The organism is Spirosoma liriopis, from assembly GCF_023196085.1.
Taxonomy (GTDB): Bacteria; Bacteroidota; Bacteroidia; order Cytophagales; family Spirosomataceae; genus Spirosoma; species Spirosoma oryzicola.
Window position 1 is genome coordinate 160,878 of sequence record NZ_JALPRF010000003.1, and the last position, 20,971, is coordinate 181,848.

20 protein-coding genes are annotated in these 20,971 nt (G+C 52.3%); 7 read left to right on the forward strand and 13 right to left on the reverse strand.

The features are described from left to right. Positions 1 to 137: 137 nt before the first annotated feature. A complete protein-coding gene (locus M0L20_RS17490; RefSeq protein WP_248478258.1) occupies positions 138 to 2,075 on the forward strand; it encodes an alpha-amylase family glycosyl hydrolase in 1,938 nt (645 codons plus the stop codon). 144 nt (positions 2,076 to 2,219) lie between these two features. Here the strand turns inward: M0L20_RS17490 and M0L20_RS17495 are convergent, their stop codons facing one another. From M0L20_RS17495 to M0L20_RS17535, 9 genes are all read right to left on the reverse strand, one after another. Further along, positions 2,220 to 3,593, reverse strand: coding sequence for a cytochrome-c peroxidase (locus M0L20_RS17495; RefSeq protein WP_248478259.1), 1,374 nt, complete (start codon positions 3,591 to 3,593; stop codon positions 2,220 to 2,222). A 163-nt stretch (positions 3,594 to 3,756) separates the two neighbouring features. After that, positions 3,757 to 4,311 carry a hypothetical protein gene (locus tag M0L20_RS17500; RefSeq protein ID WP_248478261.1) on the reverse strand — a complete coding sequence of 185 codons (555 nt, stop codon included), beginning with the start codon at positions 4,309 to 4,311 and terminating at the stop codon, positions 3,757 to 3,759. A 259-nt stretch (positions 4,312 to 4,570) separates the two neighbouring features. Further along, positions 4,571 to 5,728, reverse strand: coding sequence for an acyltransferase family protein (locus M0L20_RS17505; RefSeq protein ID WP_232562233.1), 1,158 nt, complete (start codon positions 5,726 to 5,728; stop codon positions 4,571 to 4,573). A gap of 367 nt (positions 5,729 to 6,095) precedes the next feature. Then, on the reverse strand, positions 6,096 to 7,097 hold the full coding sequence (locus M0L20_RS17510; protein WP_232562234.1) for a substrate-binding domain-containing protein: 1,002 nt from the start codon (positions 7,095 to 7,097) through the stop codon (positions 6,096 to 6,098). Further along, positions 7,094 to 8,038 carry an ABC transporter permease gene (locus tag M0L20_RS17515; RefSeq protein WP_248478263.1) on the reverse strand — a complete coding sequence of 315 codons (945 nt, stop codon included), beginning with the start codon at positions 8,036 to 8,038 and terminating at the stop codon, positions 7,094 to 7,096. The genes M0L20_RS17510 and M0L20_RS17515 overlap by 4 nt, the downstream gene beginning before the upstream one ends. Before the next feature lie 12 nt (positions 8,039 to 8,050). Then, on the reverse strand, positions 8,051 to 9,439 hold the full coding sequence (locus M0L20_RS17520; RefSeq protein ID WP_248478265.1) for a glycoside hydrolase family 140 protein: 1,389 nt from the start codon (positions 9,437 to 9,439) through the stop codon (positions 8,051 to 8,053). Positions 9,440 to 9,472: 33 nt separating this feature from the next. Further along, positions 9,473 to 10,306: a phosphogluconate dehydrogenase C-terminal domain-containing protein gene (locus M0L20_RS17525; protein WP_248478267.1), complete on the reverse strand. Its 834-nt coding sequence runs from the start codon at positions 10,304 to 10,306 to the stop codon at positions 9,473 to 9,475. A 21-nt stretch (positions 10,307 to 10,327) separates the two neighbouring features. Further along, positions 10,328 to 11,158 (reverse strand): sugar phosphate isomerase/epimerase family protein, encoded by an 831-nt coding sequence (locus M0L20_RS17530; RefSeq protein WP_248478269.1) that lies wholly within the window; start codon positions 11,156 to 11,158, stop codon positions 10,328 to 10,330. 3 nt (positions 11,159 to 11,161) lie between these two features. Then, positions 11,162 to 12,166: a GntR family transcriptional regulator gene (locus tag M0L20_RS17535; RefSeq protein WP_248478271.1), complete on the reverse strand. Its 1,005-nt coding sequence runs from the start codon at positions 12,164 to 12,166 to the stop codon at positions 11,162 to 11,164. A 221-nt stretch (positions 12,167 to 12,387) separates the two neighbouring features. Here M0L20_RS17535 and M0L20_RS17540 point away from each other — a divergent pair, with 221 nt between their 5' ends. From M0L20_RS17540 to M0L20_RS17555, 4 genes are read left to right on the forward strand one after another with little or no spacing between them, the layout of a single operon-like run. Beyond that, positions 12,388 to 13,434: a Gfo/Idh/MocA family protein gene (locus tag M0L20_RS17540; protein WP_232562240.1), complete on the forward strand. Its 1,047-nt coding sequence runs from the start codon at positions 12,388 to 12,390 to the stop codon at positions 13,432 to 13,434. After that, positions 13,435 to 14,898 carry a sugar ABC transporter ATP-binding protein gene (locus M0L20_RS17545; protein WP_248478273.1) on the forward strand — a complete coding sequence of 488 codons (1,464 nt, stop codon included), beginning with the start codon at positions 13,435 to 13,437 and terminating at the stop codon, positions 14,896 to 14,898. Positions 14,899 to 14,907: 9 nt separating this feature from the next. Continuing rightward, positions 14,908 to 16,545 carry a glycoside hydrolase family 140 protein gene (locus M0L20_RS17550; RefSeq protein WP_248478275.1) on the forward strand — a complete coding sequence of 546 codons (1,638 nt, stop codon included), beginning with the start codon at positions 14,908 to 14,910 and terminating at the stop codon, positions 16,543 to 16,545. Continuing rightward, positions 16,542 to 18,095 (forward strand): D-apionate lactonase family protein, encoded by a 1,554-nt coding sequence (locus M0L20_RS17555; RefSeq protein ID WP_248478277.1) that lies wholly within the window; start codon positions 16,542 to 16,544, stop codon positions 18,093 to 18,095. Before M0L20_RS17550 ends, M0L20_RS17555 begins: the two co-directional genes overlap by 4 nt. A gap of 14 nt (positions 18,096 to 18,109) precedes the next feature. Here M0L20_RS17555 and M0L20_RS17560 read toward each other — a convergent pair whose 3' ends face one another. The 4 genes from M0L20_RS17560 to M0L20_RS17575 all read right to left on the reverse strand — a co-directional run bounded on the left by M0L20_RS17560 (position 18,110) and on the right by M0L20_RS17575 (position 20,146). Further along, positions 18,110 to 18,610 carry a YdcF family protein gene (locus M0L20_RS17560; RefSeq protein WP_248478278.1) on the reverse strand — a complete coding sequence of 167 codons (501 nt, stop codon included), beginning with the start codon at positions 18,608 to 18,610 and terminating at the stop codon, positions 18,110 to 18,112. A 2-nt stretch (positions 18,611 to 18,612) separates the two neighbouring features. Continuing rightward, complete coding sequence (locus M0L20_RS17565) at positions 18,613 to 19,071, reverse strand: MarR family winged helix-turn-helix transcriptional regulator (protein ID WP_248478279.1); 459 nt, start codon at positions 19,069 to 19,071, stop codon at positions 18,613 to 18,615. A gap of 164 nt (positions 19,072 to 19,235) precedes the next feature. Further along, entirely contained in the window at positions 19,236 to 19,652 is a 417-nt protein-coding gene (locus M0L20_RS17570) for an organic hydroperoxide resistance protein (RefSeq protein WP_248478280.1), read from the reverse strand. Positions 19,653 to 19,738: 86 nt separating this feature from the next. After that, complete coding sequence (locus M0L20_RS17575) at positions 19,739 to 20,146, reverse strand: hypothetical protein (RefSeq protein ID WP_248478281.1); 408 nt, start codon at positions 20,144 to 20,146, stop codon at positions 19,739 to 19,741. Positions 20,147 to 20,266: 120 nt separating this feature from the next. Here M0L20_RS17575 and M0L20_RS17580 point away from each other — a divergent pair, with 120 nt between their 5' ends. Beyond that, the gene (locus tag M0L20_RS17580) at positions 20,267 to 20,662 is read left to right on the forward strand and encodes a DUF1622 domain-containing protein (RefSeq protein WP_232562248.1); all 396 of its coding nucleotides are present in this window, start codon (positions 20,267 to 20,269) and stop codon (positions 20,660 to 20,662) included. Then, positions 20,649 to 20,966: a DUF1622 domain-containing protein gene (locus M0L20_RS17585; RefSeq protein WP_248478282.1), complete on the forward strand. Its 318-nt coding sequence runs from the start codon at positions 20,649 to 20,651 to the stop codon at positions 20,964 to 20,966. The genes M0L20_RS17580 and M0L20_RS17585 overlap by 14 nt, the downstream gene beginning before the upstream one ends. Positions 20,967 to 20,971 lie beyond the last annotated feature (5 nt).

Here is a 20,971-nt window from a genome sequence, read left to right on the forward strand (position 1 = left end):
AAAGCAGAAATAGTTTAGAGTATTCTACAATGGTGTTTTTGTCATGCTTCCTGCCGCTCCGGCGGGCCGGTCAGCATGACAAAAATGACATAATGTATTTTCGATGATCTACTTAGCCTGAAAACGTACTGCCCTTGATGAATACACTATCCATTCCAGCTCCTTTTGCAACGACCGTAACCATGCGGTTCGCCCCACTTACCAAACGCGACTCGTTCGATCCGGATTCGTGGCCATCGACCCCGCTTCAACCGCTCAGCGCGCAGCCGGGTTACTGGCAGATTGATGTGGCCGAGCTTGCCTTGAGCGACGGTGATTACGAGTACGAATTCATCCTGGACGACAAAACGGATTCGCCCGTGCCCGACCCGTACGCTGAAGAAATTGTCCGGTTTGGTGGGTATCGGGGCTTATTTCGCATCCGCGACGGAGTGCGCTGGCGCTGGCCGTTCTCGTGGGCAGATGAATTGTCCAGTGGCATTAAACTGCCCGACAACAACCAGATCGTTATCTACGAAATGCCGTTGCGCTGGATGTCCAGCGGACCCGAATCGATCCGTCAGGTAGGCTTGGGTACCTTCGATCAGGCTATTTTCGCGCACCTCGACCAGTTGGCGGATCTGGGAATCAACACCATCGAACTACTACCAGTTCAGGATTCGGCGGATACGTTGAACTGGGGTTACGGTACGCGCTTCTTTTTTACCACTGACTTTGACATGGGGCCGCCCATCGATCTTAAAGTGTTTATCAAGCAGTGCCATCAGCGGGGTATTCGGGTATTTCTCGACGTGGTAATGAATCATGCCCGCGAATGTCCGCTCGAAAAGCTGGCCTTCGACTGGTTTTTCCTGAACAGTCCGGGCGAAGAGCCGGGACGAGGGCAGGATTGGGGAGCGCGGATGTTTCGGTACCGAAAACGCTTCAACGGCGACTATCCGGCCCGTGAGTTTCATTACCAGATGGCGCAGTTCTGGATCGAAGAGTACCACATCGACGGCTTTCGGCTGGACGAATTTCAGAGTATCGACAACTGGGACTTTATCCAAACCTTCCGTGAGCGCGCCACGGTTCGTTCTAAACAACTGTTTCCCCACCGGCCCTTCCTGGTGATCGCCGAAGATTCCTGGCGTCGTTCGGACATTGTTTATGACAAGCCGGGCAATCCGTCCGGGCGCAAAGTGGTCGATAGCATGTGGAATTTTTCGTACCGGGACGACATTCGGCAGTTGATGAGTAATGGCATTCAGACCCGCTGGGGGCAGCCGTCCCGGCGCGAACGAATTGTCGCGTTTATATCGGGTCGAAAAACCTGGAACGGGCTGAGTCAGTCTTTTGTGGGTGGCTTCGCAGACCTTTCTCAGAACGTAAATTACATTACCTCGCACGATGTTGAGAAGCCGGAAGAAGCCCGGTTTATGAATTACCTATTCGGGCAGTTGCTTCGCCAGAAACAACTGGGAGACGGTTCGGTTGATACCATTCGAACGATTGTCGATACCATTGCCGGGCAGTCGGAGGCAATCATCGCAACGCATGCCGAAGCCCTGGAGCGTGTGCGCAGTGGCTTTGCTATCCTGATGACGTCGGTTGGTATACCGATGTTTCTGGCGGGCGAAGAATTTGGCGACATTCACGATCTGGATCAAACCGATTATCGCTTAAAAATGTCCGATCCGGTAGACTGGCAGCGTCGAAATCAGCCGGGTCATAGCGACCTCTGGAATGCGGTTCGTGCGCTTATCTACCTGCGTACGTCACATCCGGCACTACAACGGAACGAAATTGAGTTTTTCTATTTCCATCCAGCGATTGATCAGAATGATAGTACGCGGTTTTTTGCCTACTGCCGAACCAATGGCCGACCAGTGGGCAGCGAAGGACAGGTCGTTGTCGTTGCCAACTGCGGACCGCACAACTTTGCGCAATTCTGGCTTCCCTGGCCGTGGACGAATACAAGTCAGATAAAAGAGGTTGGGCCGCCAGCGAAGGGTACACTGCCTACGTTTCCGTTCAATGCCAACAGCGCAAACCTCTCGCTTGCCCCTTATCAGGTACGGGTTTTTACTACCTAAATCATAATATAGCGCTCTGGGGAATAAATATCGCCGAATACTGAAATAACGGAAAAGCGAGAGAGTATGGGATGGTTTTATCAATCCGATCTATGTCAAACAAACGCAGTATGCCAGTGCGGCACGGATCGGATTGACCTCGTGTTAGAAGCCTAAATCCTGACGACTGGCCTGATCATTGTTAGGAAAACATTGTCCTGACGGTAGCGAGCTTGGCGCATAGCGACGCAGATCGGGGTCGCGCAGGCCATCCCGCAAAAACGTCACCAAATACGTTTGTTCGCTAGCCGTCAGATTGAGCGGCTTAAACTCAGTAGCCAGTTGGGCAACCGGTACCTCCTTATTTTCGGGAATAGCCTTGTTCAGATAGTCTACAATCGCTTCCAGACTGGTAAACGAACCCCCATGCCCGTAAAAGGGCGAGTCTTTCAAATTATAAAGCTGCGGGACTTTAAACTTGTACATATCGGCAACTTTTCCCGTAAAGCCGCCACGACCCTTGTGGTCACTCAGGCTGGGATCAGCCTTCACAATGTGAAACTCGCCCAGCGTGCCGTTGCGCAAACTATTCATTCCGAGCGAGTAAAAGCGCATCGAGTTTAAGGCAGGACCCGTGTGGCAACGCACGCAGCCCGCTTTTCCAAAAAACAAAATGGCTCCTTGCTTCTGCTCGTCCGTCATCGCCTGTACATTGCCCCGGAGCCATAGCTGAAAAGGAGCTTTGTTGGTTAATGCCGTTCGGGTATAAGCGGCTATCGCTAGCCCCGCATTGATTTTTGTCTGGTAATCGTTGGTCCAGTTATCCTTGAAAGCCAGCTGAAAAAGCTGCCGGTACGTATGATTTCCCTGAAAAGCCGACGCCCGCATATCGAGTCGGTGTACATCCTGTGCCGCAATGGACTCGGTTTCTACACCCTGAAACCCTAGTTTGTTTTTCTCCATCGGTGTGCCTACCGCCCAGAACGTTTCGGTACCCACGTTGGCATGGGTAGCACCCAATCGTCCGGCCCAGAGCATATTGGTCTGAAAAGCGACATTCAGTGTTGTGGGAGGGCGCAGGGGCAAGGCATCTATTTCGTCGGGTTCGTAGCGGGCGTTTCGTCGACGACCTTTACCATCGACACCAAATCCTTCTCCGCCTTCGCCCATGCCCTGTGGTAAGCAAGCCTGAAACCCGGCTTTTGCGTTGTGACAACTGGAACAGGAATACGTACCAAAGCCAATAAGTCTAACGGGTTTGCGGCCTAGCGCCGTCTCATGAAACAAAAGTTTACCCAGGTTGACTTTCGCATCGCTAAGCGGGTTGCGGGGATCTTGCGGGATCTGATCATACTCCGTAGACTCCGGTAACCGAAAGAAGTCATTCCCGATGTTATTGGACGTTTGCTTTAGCAAAGCTTCTAATTTGTCATCCAAAGGGCCTTTTTGCAGAGCATCAACCTGAGGGTGGCAACTGGCCAGAAGAAACAGTAGAGCCGTAGACACCCAGCAGGATGCCTGATAAATAATGTATTTCATGCTTGTAGCGCAAGTTTGGTAGCCTATAGTCTGATTCGGACGGACATGGACTAGTCAGTCTATTTATCCGTCAACGCGGTGGGCGACTACCTTGAGAAAGGAAAATGACAGCCAAGCCCGACAACGAATAATTGTCGGATTCGGATGGTAAACGAAGTTCAGGTTAGCTAAGAAGCAGCCCGTTGTTTGGCGGAGGAGCGTGGATAGACGAAGAGGACTGCGGGACGACTATTCTGACATCGTCAAAGTCGGGCTGTTGGCTCCACTCGTAGCAAAGAACCCGGAGCGATTGTCGCTCCGGTGGCGAATATTCGCTGATTATCAGCTTGATCAGTTTTCGCGTTTTATGGGTAGCGTAATCCCAATCGGTAAGATAATCTTCCAGAAAGGAAAGCAGATCTGGATCACCGAAGCGAGCGTTCTTAGTTTCTAGGCAAAGCAATACCAAAGCCTTATCATGGACTTCCAGCCGGATTGGCTCGTAATAAGCGGACCGGTACGAAAAGCCTCTGTCGGTTATAGCGGGCCTGGACGTCTGGTCTGGTGAGTTTGGTAACGCTACGTTAAATTCAACCAGACTATCGGTTGAGCGATACATGGTTAAGTCGTGAGCAAGCGTCTTTTCCTGTTGCCACTGATACACATTCCATACGAAAGTAACCGCTAGCGTATGGAGCAGGAGTAACCCAGACAGCAGGATGGCAACAATCGTTTTCACTCGTAGGCAGCAGGAACGTGGCGGTTATGATGGTACCCGAAGCGCATGGCGCATACCTATTTCCTGGCAAAAATGAGGCCATTTGCCGTATCCCGAAGAGAAGACCGGAAGATAGCGCTACGAGGAAAACCAGTACCGTTTGCAGTTTTCTGCCACCGACGAAGACGCTTTTGTGTTAAGAATCAACGGTAGTTTTGCCGTTCTAAAAGCAGAAAGGCTGCCTATATAGGCAGCCTTTCTGTGCAACAAAGCGAAAATGTTAGACGCGTAAAAATGTTTTTTTCTTGTAAAGGAAGTACAGAAAAGCCCATTTCGCGGCTAGAAGGGCGATTACACCACCCACTTCCCGAACGGCCTCGGAATGAGACAGCTTCAGAAGCCCACCAAAAAAGAACTGGGCTGCGTAGCCGAAATCAATAAATTCAACGGCCAGATAAATCAGGATGGAGTTCATGCCGATTATGGTAAAGAAAAACGTCCAGCCTTTGATACCTTTCACGTCGATCACCCAGTAAAACAAAGCCAGGAGCGACAAACTCAAACCGCCGGTAACCAGCACGAACGAACTTGTCCACAGATTTTTGTTGATGGGAAAAACAAAGTTCCAGAGCCAGCCGAGTGCAACAAGCGATAGGCCCGCACCGAGCAACTGTAGCGCTTTCTTTGGGCCGGACTTGTACTGTGTACGTAGGTAATTACCGGCAAAAATTCCCAGCAGGGCGTTGCCGATAGCCGGAATGGTTGAAAACAGCCCCTCCGGGTCATGGATGGTTTTGTACAAGTGACCTGGTACCAACAGACGGTCGATGTAGCTAGCCAGATTACATTCCATCGTCAACACACCCGCTCCGCAACCCGGTACGGGAATTAGTTTCATCGCTGCCCAGTAGCCAAGCAGAATACCCACAAACCAGATGTACTGCATCCGGGGCCGAGCGTACAAATAAATCAGTTGGGCAAACATGCCCGCCAGGCCAATGCGTCCCAATACGCTCGGGAAACGCATGTCGTGAATGGCTTTGGTGAATAAGCCGTTGTTGTAAATGATGCCCAGCACGACCAGAATAAGCCCCCGGCTGATCACCTTCCGGGCGATCTCTGCTTTGTCGGCCCCTCTGTCCAGACGCGACCCGATGGAAAAAGGCGTCGAAACGCCCGCCATAAATAGAAAGAGGGGAAAGATCAGATCGTAGGCGCGAAAGCCGTTCCAGTCCGGATGCGTAAACTGGTCGGCCAGCAGCACGGCCCATGCCCAGCCGGTCGTTTTCGCGAGCGCATGAAAGACTTCTTCGCCACCCATGATCCAGAACATGTCGAAGCCGCGTAAGGTGTCCAGAGAGAGTAGCCGTTTGACGGGGGCGGGTTGGGCAACGGCGGGTTCTACCGACGCACTTGAGCTAGTTAGATGTGTTTGCATACGAACGACTTGGTTGTTTTGGCTTTTTTAGGGGTCAGCGAATGAGGATGCTTCGAGCGATTGGTATGAGCCAATTGGTTTGAAAAGCCAATATAGCAGAATCGGGTAAAGCAAAAGCAGTTCACGGGCGAAATGGGAGAAATTGCTGCCCTGTGAATCAAAGAAGTAAGTCGCTAGCACCAAAGAGCGGGTAAATCCGCTCTGATTCGCTGAGTGGATCAGCCATCAACAGATTGGCAAACCGTTGAAAGAAGTTCTTTGCTGAGCAGTGTATTAGAGAGTTCGATGAATGACGGGTCGGTCGTGCGGACTGGAAGTCCGCGTTACGTGGGTTGTACGTTGCGCTTCTAGTAACTGGTCATTAAGACTAGCGATGAATAAACTCGTTGACGTTGGCCTGGGTAATTCGCAGTAGCCCTGTGTTTACAGAGGTAGGTACATTGGTAATGCCGGCCTGGGCATCGTGGGCCGACAGGCGGTTGGTCTGGTGAACCATATCGTACAGAAACTGCGCGCCGTACCAGGTGAAAAGTTCGCGTTTTTGCCCGGCCAGCATCTGAATGACGCCTTCCCGGACGAGTTGTAGGTGTTCCGGCTCCCAATCGACGGTCGTGACTTTTACTTTACCAACCCGACCCGCTTCTTTCACAGCCAGTCCGATACCGGGGCCGGAGTTGGAATCGAAACCACACAAACCGGCCAAGTCGGGGTGGGCACTGAGCAGGTTAGACGTGATGCGGGCGGCTTCTTCGACGTTGGATCTGTCATCGAATTTGCCGACAACCTCAATCCCCGGATAGTCTTTGATGACATCGAGCAAACCCCGGAAGCCGGTTTCCATGCTGTTCAAACCGAAAATACCCAGGTACGCAATCTTTCCTTTGCCGCCGAGCAGTCGTACCATTTCGCGACCCTGCATCTGCCCAATTTCATACCAGTCCGTGCCGAGAAACGCGTGACGCTTCGAATTTGGAATGTCGGAATCATATACGACCGTTGGAATACCCGCAGCAACGGCTTTGTCGATAACGGGGCCAATGGCGGGGTCGGTGCCGTTAATAAGCAAGCCGGAAGGTCGGGTTCCGATGACTTCTTCAATGATATTAATCTGAGCGGGGACATCCCACTCGGCGGGGCCGAGCACCGAAACGTTTACCCCATGTTTCGCACCCCATCGTTTGAAGGCGGCCTGATCGTGGTTAATGTACATCGGCATCGTAACGGCGGTCGTTACCATCACGTATTCTTCATCCGCGCCCAGAGCGGTAGAGTCTGAGACGGTATTCAGTGCCGTTGTCGTCGATGCCTGACGGGGTGGTAGCTCGCAGGCGGCAAGGCTTAACAGGCTAAGTAGCAGTAGTTTTTTCATGCTAAGGCTCCCCGTTTTTGCAGGGCTTTATCGCTCCAGACAGCGGCTATCAAGATGAGTCCCAGAATAATATCCTGCCAGTAACCGGACACTCGGGCCAGCACCATGACGTTACTGACCAGTCCCATAAACATAGCCCCGAGCAGCGCGCCGATAATTTTACCGTGCCCTCCCGACAAACTGGCTCCGCCCAGGATTACGGCGGTGATAACGCGTAACTCCAACCCCCGGCCCGCCGTCGGCAGGGCTGTGCCAAGCCGGGATGCTAACAACATACCCGCAACACCGGCCAGAACGGAGGTCAGTACAAATCCCCACAGTTTCATGCGTTTGACCCGAATGCCCGATAAGTCAGCGGCTTGCTCGTTGCCCCCGATGTAGTAGTAGCGCCGAAAAAACACGGTCTTATTCATCAGAAAAGCGAACGTACCGACAATCAGGAGCATGTACCAGACGGGCATCTGAATACCCAGCAGCCTCGATTGACTGAGGGCGTTGAACCAGTAGGGAAGGTTCTGAATACCGGAGCCGCTGATGAGCAGGGCACCTCCACGTACAATGCCCATCATCGCCAGGGTCTGAATCATGGGATTGATGCCCTGGTAGGCAATGAGATAGCCGTTGACTGCGCCAATAAGTCCGGCACCGATCAAGGTTAAGATTACGGCGACAGGAACGGGAATGCCATACACCATCATTGCGTAAGCAGCAATGCCCCCCGAAAAGGCGACGACGGACCCAACCGATAAGTCAAAAACACCCGCAATCAGGAGTAACATCATCCCCACGGCCACGATCGTGTCGATGCTGAGGTTCAGAAGCAGCTGGCTCCAGTTGCCGAATGTTGGGAAGGTCTGTGGAAATACCAGGGCTGCGCCAAGGCCAATCAGCACGATGGTCAGCGTGAGGGAATAGGTGCGTTCCTGAACAAGTTGGCGCATGGGCGGCTGATGTTATAGAGGTGCGTACTGTTTGGCCGCATCATCGAGGATCAGCACCCAATCCTGCCCGTAACCCTTCGAGGGGGGCGTAAATGACTTGGGCTGCTGGTTGTCGAACGTACCCGCCGACTGACTTTTTCCCGAACGCGGGTCATACCAGGTAGCGGTAACGGTTTTCCCCGAAATCTTACCGGGGTTTACCGTAAAAGGCTTTCCAACTGTAGTGTACACAAAAGCGTAATCCTTGCCGCGCGTGGCCTGAATGCGCTCCGCCGGACTCAGGTTGTTTTCAACGATCAGCGATTGATCCGGTACGCGATCCAGCAAAGGGCGGGCGGTCATTAACGTTCGAACATGCTTCATCTGCTTGGCACCGGGCAGATCGAGCGCTTCGGGCCAGAACAGATGCGGATTGTTGACCGATGGCCGTTTCGAGCTGTACATTTGCCAGATGTCGTGACAACCGTACGTATGCCCGTGCGCTCCCGCAAACAGATCCTGGTACGCATACAAGCGTACATCATACGCGTTAGACGTGCCCAGATCTTTGGCGTTGAAACAGACCGGATGATCTTCGTAAATTGGTTCGGCATCCATCGTCGGCTTGGTTGGCTGGCGGTTGTATGATACGCTGATGTTGTCGTAGATGGGCGTAAACCGGCAGTGCCCGTTCTGGTGCATGTTGAAGTCAAACCAGGGCTCGTTCTGGAACCACTTGGCCGCTCCACCGTCGAGTCCGTTCGGTTGTGAGTGATAGGATAGCAACGCGTTAGCGGATCCGCCAACGCCGTCCTGAATCCCCTCGGCCATGGCCCGCCAGACGGCTACATCCTGCGAACCGTCGCGCGGATTTCGGTCGCCACCCAAAATCCAGACAATATTCTCCCGGTTTTTGTAGCGATTGCCCAGCCACCGCCCGTACGTACGAGCGTTGGTAGGATTGAAAATTTCCGGTCCTTTTCCCCAGGTGCTTTTAAACAGTTTGTCCCCCCAGCTTGGCAGAAACCCGATAACGATACCGTACTGAGCCGCTTTGTCAACGATGTAATCGACGTGCTTGAAATATGCTTCGTTGGGTTTCGTCGGGTCGTAGTCGCTAAGGGGGGTGTCTCCGTAGGGGTTCGGTTCGTTCAAACCGTCAAATTCCGCCAGAGCCACGGCCTGCACTACCGTAAAACCTTGCTCGGCCCGCTTTTTCAGGTACTGATCCGCTTCTTCGCGATTCAACCGGTGAAACAGTTCCCAGGCCGTATCACCCAGCCAGAAAAAAGGTTTACCATTCTGGTGAACCAGGTAGCGTTTGTTGTCAGACACTTTCAGGCAACCGTTGGTAAACGGCTGCTGCGCCAGCAATTGATCCTGAATACACAAGAACAGCATCAGCAAAACGAAATTTTTCATGGGTCTAGGAATAGTCGTTAGCGGACAGAGCGGTTAACGAGCCGTAATGTCTTTCACCTGCTCGCGGATGTCGTCCATCTCGAAGATACGCTGCCAGCCTTCGCGGAACAGGATCGGTTTGGCACGTTTGGAAATCTTATACGCGGCATCCGAAAACGTCCCGTTTACTTCCTTGAACAGCACAGCAATCTGAATGCGCAGGTGACCGAGCACAAAGTCGCGGGCGGCTGCTTCGGGCACACCAAGGGTAACAATCCGGTCGTAGCCTTCTTTCACCACCTCCATGCAGGTCTGGGCCAGCGTTTCAACCATAGCGGGTTCCAGAATAGCCATTTGTTCGAGCGTGATGCGGTGCGTATCCTTGACCGGTCCGTACATATCCTGAGCAACTTTTTCGCCCAGCTGGTAGTGCTCTTCCGTTCCGGCCATCAGCGCCACCACAACCGACTGCTTAGCCGAAATACCACCGTAGAAATCGCGGAAGGCGGCTTCGGTTGGCTCCCAGTTGAACACCGACGGGTGACAGGGGTGAGCAATGACGTAGCCCAAATCGTCGCGGTGGGCGATGACACCATCCAGCGGAGCGGCTGGGTCGAGCGTTAATACCAGCGCTCCCGGTTTCATTTGCGGGATAATTTCCTCCGAAAGTTTGCCAATAGCCACGTCGGGCAGCGCCAGAATGACCACGTCGGCTTCCGAAACGGCTGGCCCCGGCTCGCAGACCGTTACGCCCCGTTGCCGCAGGTTTTCAATACCCTGGGGTGCAATTTCGAGGTAAGAAACGTCGTAGCTAGCCAGCTTTTTAAAGTTGTCGGTCAGGCGGCAGCCCATTTTACCACCGGCCCCTACTAAAGCAATTTTGGTCATTGGTTTTGGGTTTAGGATCTTCTAAGATGTATGGTCAACCGTAAACAAGCCACTATTTTTTAGGTACGTAAGACTTTCTTCGGCCCAGACGGCTTCCTTCCGGATACTATCCGCCAGCGTTGATTCGGGCACGACCCACTGCTCCAGGATGGCCGTCTGGCAACGTCCGTACTGGCTTACCTGATCCACCAGCCACGGTACGTTAAGCATTCCCTGACCAGCGATCCGGCCATCGATCCGAAAGCCCATCAGGTGCGGAAGCCGCTGAATGCCGAAGTCTTTCAGATGTAGGTTGACCGTATAAGGGGCTAGTGTTCGTACCACTTCGGCCAGCCCTTCACCGGCGCCCATCGAGTTGACAGAATCCAGACAAATGCCTACGCGAGAACTGCCCACGTGTTCAACAATGTCGGCAAATTCACGCGCCAGTAGCCGATCATGATTCTCGATACCAAGCGTCAGGTTCGCTCCGTCCAAATCGGGTAAGGCATTTCTCAACAGATCGATAACCACATCGACGGACGGTTCGTAGCTGACCGTATCCAGGACAAACCGGAGCAGACGACTCTGCAACCGGTCGGCAAGGGCAATGTACCGGTAAAGGTGCGCTTCGGTAAGGCCGCGTGCGCCGATCTCCAGCGTAATCCCCTGTTGAACGCTTTGTCTGCTTAATTCCGCTAACTGCTCGTCCGCTAGTTCGTGCAACGGCCAGTTATCGCCGAATTGCACCAGCCGCACGCCAAGCCGGACGGTCTGATCCAGTAGCCGTAGCTCGTCGAGGGGTTGAGCGGGGCGGTTCCCTGGCACGCCAACTGCCCAGCCATAGGTGTACGTGCTGATGCCGAGTTGCATGGCTTAAAGCGAGTTTCGTAGCGTTAAACCACCCGGATTCGCAACCTTATCGCGTTGACGGTCAGCCAGTAGCTGGCCTGCCGTTTTGCCCATCAGGGCGAAGTCGGTCGAAATGACGCTGATACCGCCCGCCAGAATTTCTTTCATGGGGGTGTCATCGTACGAAAGCAGTCCGACCTGTTTGCCTAATTCTAATTTCAGCTGGTCAATATCTTTCAGAAAACTCACCAGGTCGCGGTCGGCAAAGAGCAGAAACGCTTCACCTTCCTTCACCAGATCCGCCGAATACGTATCGACGATGCGGACAGGAAAGTCGTGAACCTGACCGAACCGGTTAAAGCCGGCTTGCAGACTTGCCGGGACATACTGAAAGCGATCTTTTGACAAAACAAGCGTTAATCGCTGGTAGTGCTGAAGGCGATCAAAAGCCGCCGAGAGCGCATTGAAAATATCTTCTTCGAAATCCTGATAAACCGCCGAAAAATCGCCGGACAAGGTAGGAATTGTCTGATCGAGTAACAGTAATTTTTCGGGTGGAACCAGTGCCACGATTTCGGAAACGTCGCTGTCAAAATGCGGCATAAGCACATAGGCGTTGAAGCGACCCAGGTTGTTACGGATAAGTGTGTCAAAAACCGCCGAATCGTAGTGGTGGAAAAACACACTCAAGGTAGCGTCTTCCGGCAAGGCCGCTTTCAGAGAGTAGTACAGCGTTTCTTTGTAAGCGTTGAGCGTATCAAAGATGACCAGCACATTCAGCGACGTACGCACGTTGGTACTGGCAACGTAAAAACCTTTGCCATGCTGTGAGCGCACAATACCCCGTTGCCGGAGATCCTCGTACGCTTTGGCAACCGTTACTTTCGCTACTCCCTGCGTCGTAGCCAGTTCGTTGATAGACGGCAACTGCTGACCAAGCGATAGCGTTCCCTGCTCAATACCCGTCAGCACGGTTTCAATTAATTGCTGGTATTTCGGCTGGTCAGTAACGGCAACGCTGTCTTGCATAATAGGTATAACTTTTTTGAGGATTTATTGCATAGTAAGAAAAAGAAACTACATTTGGCCACTATTTGACTAATACAGTAGAGTACAGTAGAGTACGTGCAAATGTAAGGCTATTTTGGAATAATCAAATAAAATCAGCTAAAAGTAAAAAATCGAGATTTTCCAAAGCGGCCTATTGATTTGAAACAACAGACATTGAGTTCGCATTAACCGGCTTAGTCATGAAACCACTAAAATTTGCCGTAATCGGCACCGGCTTCTGGGCCAATTACCAAATTCCAGCCTGGTTTGAGGTCGGCGGGGTTGAACTCATCGCGCTCTATAACCGCACGCGTGCCAAAGCTGAACGAGTCGCTCAACAGTTTGGCGTGCCGAACGTGTACGATACCATTGACGAACTGCTCGACAACCACGCCCACGAACTCGACTTTGTGGACATCATCACCGACGTAGATACGCACGTATTGTTTACCACGAAAGCGGCTGAACGAGGGCTCGACGTGATTTGTCAGAAACCGATGGGGCCGAGCCTGAACGATGCGCAACAGATGCTGACCGTGTGCCAGCAAGCGGGTGTCCGGCTGTACATCCACGAAAATTTTCGCTGGCAAACGCCCATTCGTGCCCTGAAGTCGGTACTCGATTCGGGGGTGATCGGTAAACCGTTTAAGGCGCGGGTTAGCTTTTGTTCGGCTTTTCCGGTGTTCGACAATCAGCCGTTTCTGGCTGATCTCGACCAGTTTATTCTCACCGATATTGGCTCTCATATCCTGGATATTTGTCGGTTTTTGTTTGGAGAAGCCGAATCGCTTTATTGCCAGACAACGCGGGTGAATCCACAGATAAACGGGGAGGATGTAGCCAATGTGCTGCTCCGGATGGAAAGCGGCTTGACCTGCTACGCTGAGATGTCGTATGCGTCGTTGCTGGAACGGGAAGCGTTTCCCCAAACGCTCGTGAGTGTTGAAGGAGCGGCTGGGTCGGTCGTGCTGACGAATGATTATGTGCTGAAAACGACAACGGCAAACGGGACGGTTACTACCCATGCTACTCCGCCTAACTACAGTTGGGCCGACCCGGACTACGCAGTCGTTCATTCCTCGATTGTAGCCTGCAATCAGAACCTACTGGCTGATTTACAGGAGCCAGATCGACAGGGCGCTGGACTCGCTGAAACCACCGGAGCCGACAATTTTGAAACCGTCCGACTGGTCTATGCAGCTTACGATTCAGCAAAACGAAACGAAGTCATTCCGTTGAAACGATAGATGGTACAACTCCGCCACATAAGCAAACACTTTCCCGGCGTGAAAGCGCTGAACGACGTATCGCTTTACATCAGGGCGGGCGAAATTCACGCACTCTGTGGAGAGAACGGAGCCGGTAAAAGTACGCTGATGAACATCCTGACCGGCAATCTGCGTCCTGATGCGGGTCAGATTTTGCTTCGTGATCAGCCCGTACAAATCACCGGACCGGCGGAGGCTACCAGGTTGGGTCTCGCGATTGTCTACCAGCAATTGAGCTTAATCGATAGTCTGACGGTCGCGGAGAATATTTTTGCCAATCGACAGCCCTACAATCGGTTTGGCTTGATTCAATACAACGCTTTGTACGAACAGACTCAGCAACTACTCAATCAACTGGCTCTGAACGACATTCGGCCCCAGGCGCGCGTTGCTGACCTGTCGCCGGGGCAAAAGCAGATGGTTGAAATTGCCAAAGCGCTTTCGCAAAATCCGGAAATTTTACTGCTTGACGAACCGACGGCATCCCTCACGGAGCGAGAAACAGCTACGTTGTTTGCACTCATCCGGCAGTTGCGGGCGCAGGGTAAAGCCATCGTTTACATTTCGCACCGGCTAACGGAAATTTTCGCTCTGGCCGATTGTGTATCGATCTTGAAAGATGGTACCTATCAAGGAACGGAGCGAATAAAAGACGTAACGCCAGACTGGCTGATTAATCGCATGGTAGGTCGGGAAATCACCGCTGAACAAAATACGTCGTCGGCTACAAATGATGTATTGCTGCAAGTAGAAAACCTGGGCGGGTTGCGTTTTCAGGGGGTTAGCTTCCAACTTCACCGGGGCGAAATTCTAGGTCTGGCTGGTTTGGTAGGAGCCGGGCGTACCGAAATTGCTCGCACTATTTTTGGCATCGATAAGCAACGCTCGGGGATCGTCAGACTAAATGGCGAGGTAGTGCAAATCGACCACCCGGACGATGCGGTTCGGCTAGGAATTGGTTACCTACCCGAAGAGCGTAAACGGCTCGGTTTGTTTATGGAGCAATCCGTCGCCCAGAACATTGTCGCCGTTCGGCCACCCGTTGCCGGGCCGTGGTTCAGAGCCGGACGGGTGAAGGCACTGGCGGAATCGTTTCGGCAGCAGCTGGGTATCCGGACGCCTTCTGTAAACGTTCGCGTGGAAAATCTGAGTGGTGGCAACCAGCAGAAAACGATGCTGGCCCGCTGGTTACTCGCCAATCCCGACCTGCTGCTTGTCGATGAGCCAACGCACGGCATCGACGTGGGCGGGAAAGCAGAAATCTACACGCTCCTTCGTCAGTTGGCCGCCCAAGGGAAAGGTATTCTGCTTATTTCGAGTGAGCTGCCCGAACTGCTGGCTCTATCAGACCGTATTTTGGTCGTACGGGATGGGCAGTTGTCTGGTGAATTGAGCAGAAGCGAAGCAACCGAGGAAAAAATTATGGCATTAGCAACCGATTGACACAACCCAATGATTCGTTTGACCCACCTACTGACGACAGTACTTATTTGTGCATTACAGCTGACCGGCATCGCTACCTTCGCCCAGACCGGGCGATGGATGAAATTCGAAAAAGCCTTTACAAGCGCCAAAAGCTACTCGGACCCGCTGTATGACCTGAAAACGTTTGATGTTCAGTTCATGTCGCCGTCGGGAAAGAAAAAAACGGTGAGCGGCTTCTGGGATGGCGAGTCAAGCTGGAAAGTACGCTTCGCACCCGACGAAACGGGAAACTGGACTTATCGTTCCATCTGCTCCGACACGCTGAATAGCGGGTTGCATAACGTAACCGGCCAATTCAGTTGCGTAGCTTCAAAATCGTCGTTGGCTATCTATACGAAAGGAAGCATCGTTCATCCGAAAGGGTCGTATTCCCTTACCCACGCCGACGGTACGCCTTTCTTTTTTACAGCCTGTACCGCCTGGAATGGCACACTCAAATCGACCGATGCCGAGTGGAGCATGTACCTTCAGGATCGGGTCAGGAATCAGTACAACGTTATTCAGTTTGCGGCTACGCAGTGGCGCGGTTGTGCGGCCAACAGCGAAGGGCAGGTGGCGTTTGAAGGCAGCGGTCACATTCGCATCAACCCGGCTTACTTCCGGCATCTGGACAAAAAGATTGACGAAATCAACCAGTACGGACTTGTCGCTGCGCCGGTATTGCTCTGGGCGTTGCCCGTTGCGGAAGGGCGCGAGCTAAGTCCGGGCTATTACTTGCCCGACGGCGAAGCCGCGTTGCTGGCCCGTTACATGGTGGCACGGTACGGAGGCAACCAGGTTATCTGGATATTGGGAGGAGATGGCAAATACATTCAAGAATACGAACAGCGCTGGAAAAATATCGGGCGGGCGGTTTTCAACCGGGAGCATCCGGGCGTAGTGGCCCTGCATCCGGGTGGACAATCCTGGATCGGAAAAGAATACGCTCAGGAAGATTGGCTCGACATTGTCGGTTACCAGACCGGGCACGATAGTAATCCGTCTACCATCCGCTGGATTACCGACGGACCTGTTGCGCGCGAGTGGGGGAAATTACCGCCTAAAGTCCTGATCAACATGGAGCCGGTTTACGAGCGCATCGGCCCTAATCTGGTGGACAAAGACGTGCGAAATGCCAGTTACTGGAGTCTTTTTTCGACACCGGTTTCGGGTATTACGTACGGAGCGGCTGGTATCTGGCCCTGGCTGCGACTCGGCGAAGAAGTGCTGAATCACGGGAAGGCAGAAGGGTTGCCCACCTGGGACGAATGCATCAAACTGCCGGGTAGTGTGCAGATCGGCTACATGAACGCCTTAATGACCCGTTACAACTGGTGGCAGCTCAAACCCGCCCAGGATCTACTAGCCGAGCAGCCCGCTACGCCAAACGCGCTCAACCGATACGTAGCCGTTGTCCGGTCCGACGATCACAAAACCGTCATGGCGTATGTACCCACCGAAGGCACGGTAAAATTGTACAATCCGTTCAATCACGTTTACCAGGCACAATGGTTCAACCCGGTTACCAATCAATCGGCAGCCGCCACGCTTAATAGTCAGTCCGGTATGATTACCGCGAAGGCACAGGGAGCAGATGATAAAATCTTGATCTTGACCACCAAATGAGCCAGTCACCCCAATTTTTGCGGGCCGGTTCCGTACAGGTTCGCTACGAAAACGGCTTTTTACGGTATCTGACAACCGACGACGCCGAAATCGTTCGGATGATTTATTTCGCCATTCGGGACCACAACTGGAGTACGGCTACACTGACTATCAGCGATGAAGAAATTCATCAAACAGGCGATTCGTTTCAGGTGGCGTATACATGGCAAACGGACGATCTGGGTATTCAGATGACTGGACACATTCGTATCCAGGGCGACGCCGACGGAACAATTGCGTTCGATTTTATCGGGAAGGCACTCAATACTTTTCAGAAAAACCGGATCGGCATTTGTGTACTTCATCCAATCGATGGAATATTGGGGCAACCCGCGCAGGTAGCCGCTCCCGACGGCACGATTACGGATGGGTATTTCCCGACGTTTATCAGTCCCCATCAACCTTTTCTGAACATTCAGACCTTACGCTGGAAACCGACTTCGGGTTCTAGCTGGCAGCTCGACTTTTCGGGTGATGTGTTTGAAACGGAAGACCAGCGAAACTGGACCGATGCATCGTTCAAAACGTATTCGACACCCCTGACGATTCCTTTTCCCGCAACCGTTTCGACTGACGACGAATTCTGGCAACGGGTGGTATTCCGAAAAGCTGTATCGGAGTTGACAGCACCGATTGCCGAGAAAGAGGTTCGGGCAATCAATCCGGCGGTGATCCGTATGGAACCGACTCAGCCACGCATCGGTGTAGGACAGTGGGCGGGCGGACCCCCGTTGACCGACGACGAGGCTCGTTTATTGCGTCAGCTAGACCTATCCCATCTACGGGCCGATGTGTTTTTTAGCTTACCGAACTGGCAAACGCTTCTAACTGCCGCCATTGCCGATGCGCGACGCCTGGCAGTTCCTCTTGAACTAGCCGTATTTTTTGGGGAGGATCCTACTGATGAACTGGATCGGTTACAGAATTTTTTAGGCAATCAACTTAGTTTGGTAAGTTTCCTGCTTCTCTTCAACGAGGCCACGCTGACAACCTCGGACGAACTGCTGCATACGCTCGTTCCGGCAATACGGGCACAGTGGCCGGGCGTGACGATTGGGGGCGGAACGGACGACAACTTCGCTGAGTTCAACCGCAATCCTTTTGATGTTGAGCTTGTTGACTTTGTGACGTATTCCGTCAATCCTCAGGCCCATGCCGGCGATGACCTGACATTATGGGAAAATATTGCCGGACAGACTGAGACCGTACTGACTGCTAAAAAGTTGGCGCGTGGCAAGCCAGTTCACATTTCGCCCGTTACGCTACGACCGCGTTACACAACCGTTACCAATACGGCTACCGAGCGTTTGAATACCCCCGCCGATCTGCGTCAAACAAACGAGTTCGGCGCCGACTGGACGCACCAAAGTCTGGACGCGTTAGCTAATGCGGGCGTCGAATCGGTGACGTACTATCAATCACACGGGCCGGCGGGTTTAGTAACGGGAACTACGGCTTATCCGCTGTTAAGCGTTTTCGAGGAATATCGAAAGGTAGGTCGTGAGGATTGAGCAACGATTGCCGCTTAAAAACGCACACCATGATCACGCAGATCCTGAATGGCGACCTTTTCGTGTTGAATCAAGGGCATAATGAGTGACGGCTCAATCGAATCGCTCGAAGCGGCCACAAACGTAAACTTGCTGAAAGGAGCGTAGACAGCATCAAAAATGATCCTTGCTCGTTCAGCGTGGAAGTCTGACGTAACGATGGTTATTTGGTCCGGTTTGTACTCGTCAATAAGCCACTTGGATAGCGTAGCGTCTTCCACCGAATGGCTGGACTCGATCAGGGCGATAATGGCTGAGAACGGTATCCCTGCCTCTAGCAGTGCTTCTTTCAGGTAAAAAGCGTGCGGTCTGGGTGAGGTGTTGAAATGAGGGCCAAACCCACCCGTTAACCCAATTTTTTGCGGCTGCTCGGAATAAAGCTGCTGGCATACCCGCAAACGGCTCAGGGCTATCGGCCCTAACGTTCCGTCCGCTGCGTTCGGCGATCCCAATACCAGCAGTATGTTTTTGTTCATCGCTAACTCGCCTGATGCTTTGCGGATAAATTATGAATCAGCACCTGTAGCTGATCCCTTAGATGAATCAACTCATTCAGTTTTATCTCCTCGGATAACAAGCTGCCGACCAAACGTTCGGGAATGGATGCGGCATCGGCCTGCAAGGCTTTTCCCTTTTGCGTTAGTCGGATGATCACTTTCCGTTCGTCTTCTTTGGAGCGTTGCCGTTCGATAAACCCAAGGGTTTCCATCCGTTTGAGGAGCGGAGTTACCGTATTGGTATCGAGCAGCATCTTCTGGGTAATCTCCGATACGGGAACGGTATCCTTTTCCCAAAGAATCAGGAGTACCAGGTATTGAGGGTACGTAATGCCAAGCTTATCCAGATAAGGCTGATACTCTTTGGTAATTAGCCTTGAGGCTGCATAAACCGGGAAGCATACCTGGTTGGCTAGTTTGAGTTGTTCAACGGTTTCCATCAAAATCGGTTAGAGTAACGGCTGATTGGTAAAGATACCGATTTAAAGAGATCGATCACCCGGTTAATCGTGTTCAAAGACGTTAATCCAGGAAAATAGGCTACACTGGTTCTGGCAGTCGAAAGAACCTATTTCCAGAACCAGTGTAGCCCCAGGCTCATACGTTAGTCGATCAACTGTAGGTTGACTTGCACGTTGTTGTGAATCGCTTTGGAATACGGGCAGGTAGCGTGTGCTTTCTCCAGCAACGCTTGTGCCGTGGCTTTATCAGTGCCTTCGATCTGAACGGCTAACTCAACCGCCAGATTAAAATTGGTCGGATCTGTCATCTGAAGGCCAACTGTGGCCGAAACCGTTGAGTTTATTTTTAGCTTCTGCTGACGGGCTACCAGATTCAACGCACTGTCAAAACAGGCCGCATAACCAGCCGCAAACAGTTGTTCCGGGTTCGTAAAGCTGCCCGCCGGACCGCCCATCGATTGAGGAACCCGAACGTCAAGCGTCAATACGCCATCTTCGCTGGAAACCTGGCCATCCCGTCCGCCAACTGCTTTTACTGTTGTTTGATATACCGTTTTCATTTTCTGGTTGTATCGTTTATGGTTATATCGTTTGCGATACAAATGTATAAAAGTATTTTGATAATGCTTGTGAAGAAGAAAAAAGGTCATAAACTCTTTAGTCGGAGGGGGGCGAGTCTGCGCCGTTCTTCATAACGAATTGACACAACCTTTCTACCGTTCTGCCGACCAACCAGCAATTCTTTAATGTCATGCTGTATGAAGACTTTTTTTACACTTTCCCGGTTTGCGGTTCGCCTGTTGTTGAGCATATAGGTAACCGGTTCTGTTTTGTCGAACAAGGGTGTTCCCCAGGTAGACCAGTTATTTTCAGCGGCTATATCCGTTTCGAATAAAGCCTTAGCCGAATAAAAATCCGTTGAATCTGACTGAAAAACGCAGATAGCTTTGGCGAACGAAGTCGCAGGAGCGACGGTTTGGTCCAGCGAGCGGCTACAGGCGGATAGTCCGCTTATCAATAAGCCGGAAGCGATAATCAGTAAGCGCTTGTTCATAGCGGTGATGGATTATTTATTGAAAACGATGGCCCTAACGCGGTCATCTTCGATGGTCCGGCTAATTACTAAGCGGTTGCACAAGCCATTTTTTCACGGCGCTGGTTATTATAGCCTAGTATGGAGGAAATTATCAAAACGTTAACCCTGACGCTTGCTCGCTGGGTCGAAGCAGGGGCTGCTATTGTCATTGCCATTTCGTCGGCGCGGGCGCTGTGGAATTACCTGCGGGCCGTAATCACCGATTACAGTCTGGTTGTGCCAAAAGAAGAAATCCGTCTTTCGCTGGGACGTTCATTAGCGCTGGCGCTGGAATTGGAACTGGGGGCTGATATTCTTAAAACCGCCGTCGCGCCGACCTGGAACGACATCGGGTTATTGGCCGCTATTGCTGTCTTGCGAACGGCACTTAATTACTTCCTGGAACGGGAGCTACGCAACGAAGAAAATCGGCGTGGTTCAACCAGTCCGTCGGTTCCGTCAACTACTTCCGCTGCGCGTGATGATGCTGCATGACGTTTTTCAACTAAGCGTCATCGCCACGCTGGTTGACTTTGTGGGGTCACTGCTCATTGGGTTGAGTGCGGGCCGAACGTTCTTTCGTTACCTGCTGTCGGGGCATTCAGCCAGGGTCGTTAGCGGGCTGCAATACCGGCTGGCTGCCGATCTGGTAACGGCTTTGTCGTTCAAAAGCGGAGCGGGTATCATCCGGACACTAACCGTCACCGACTGGTCGCATTTCGCACTATTGCTCGCCATTATCAGTCTCCGGTTCTTTCTGGGGCAAATATTCAGTCGACTGTACAAGACAAATCCCTAAAACAG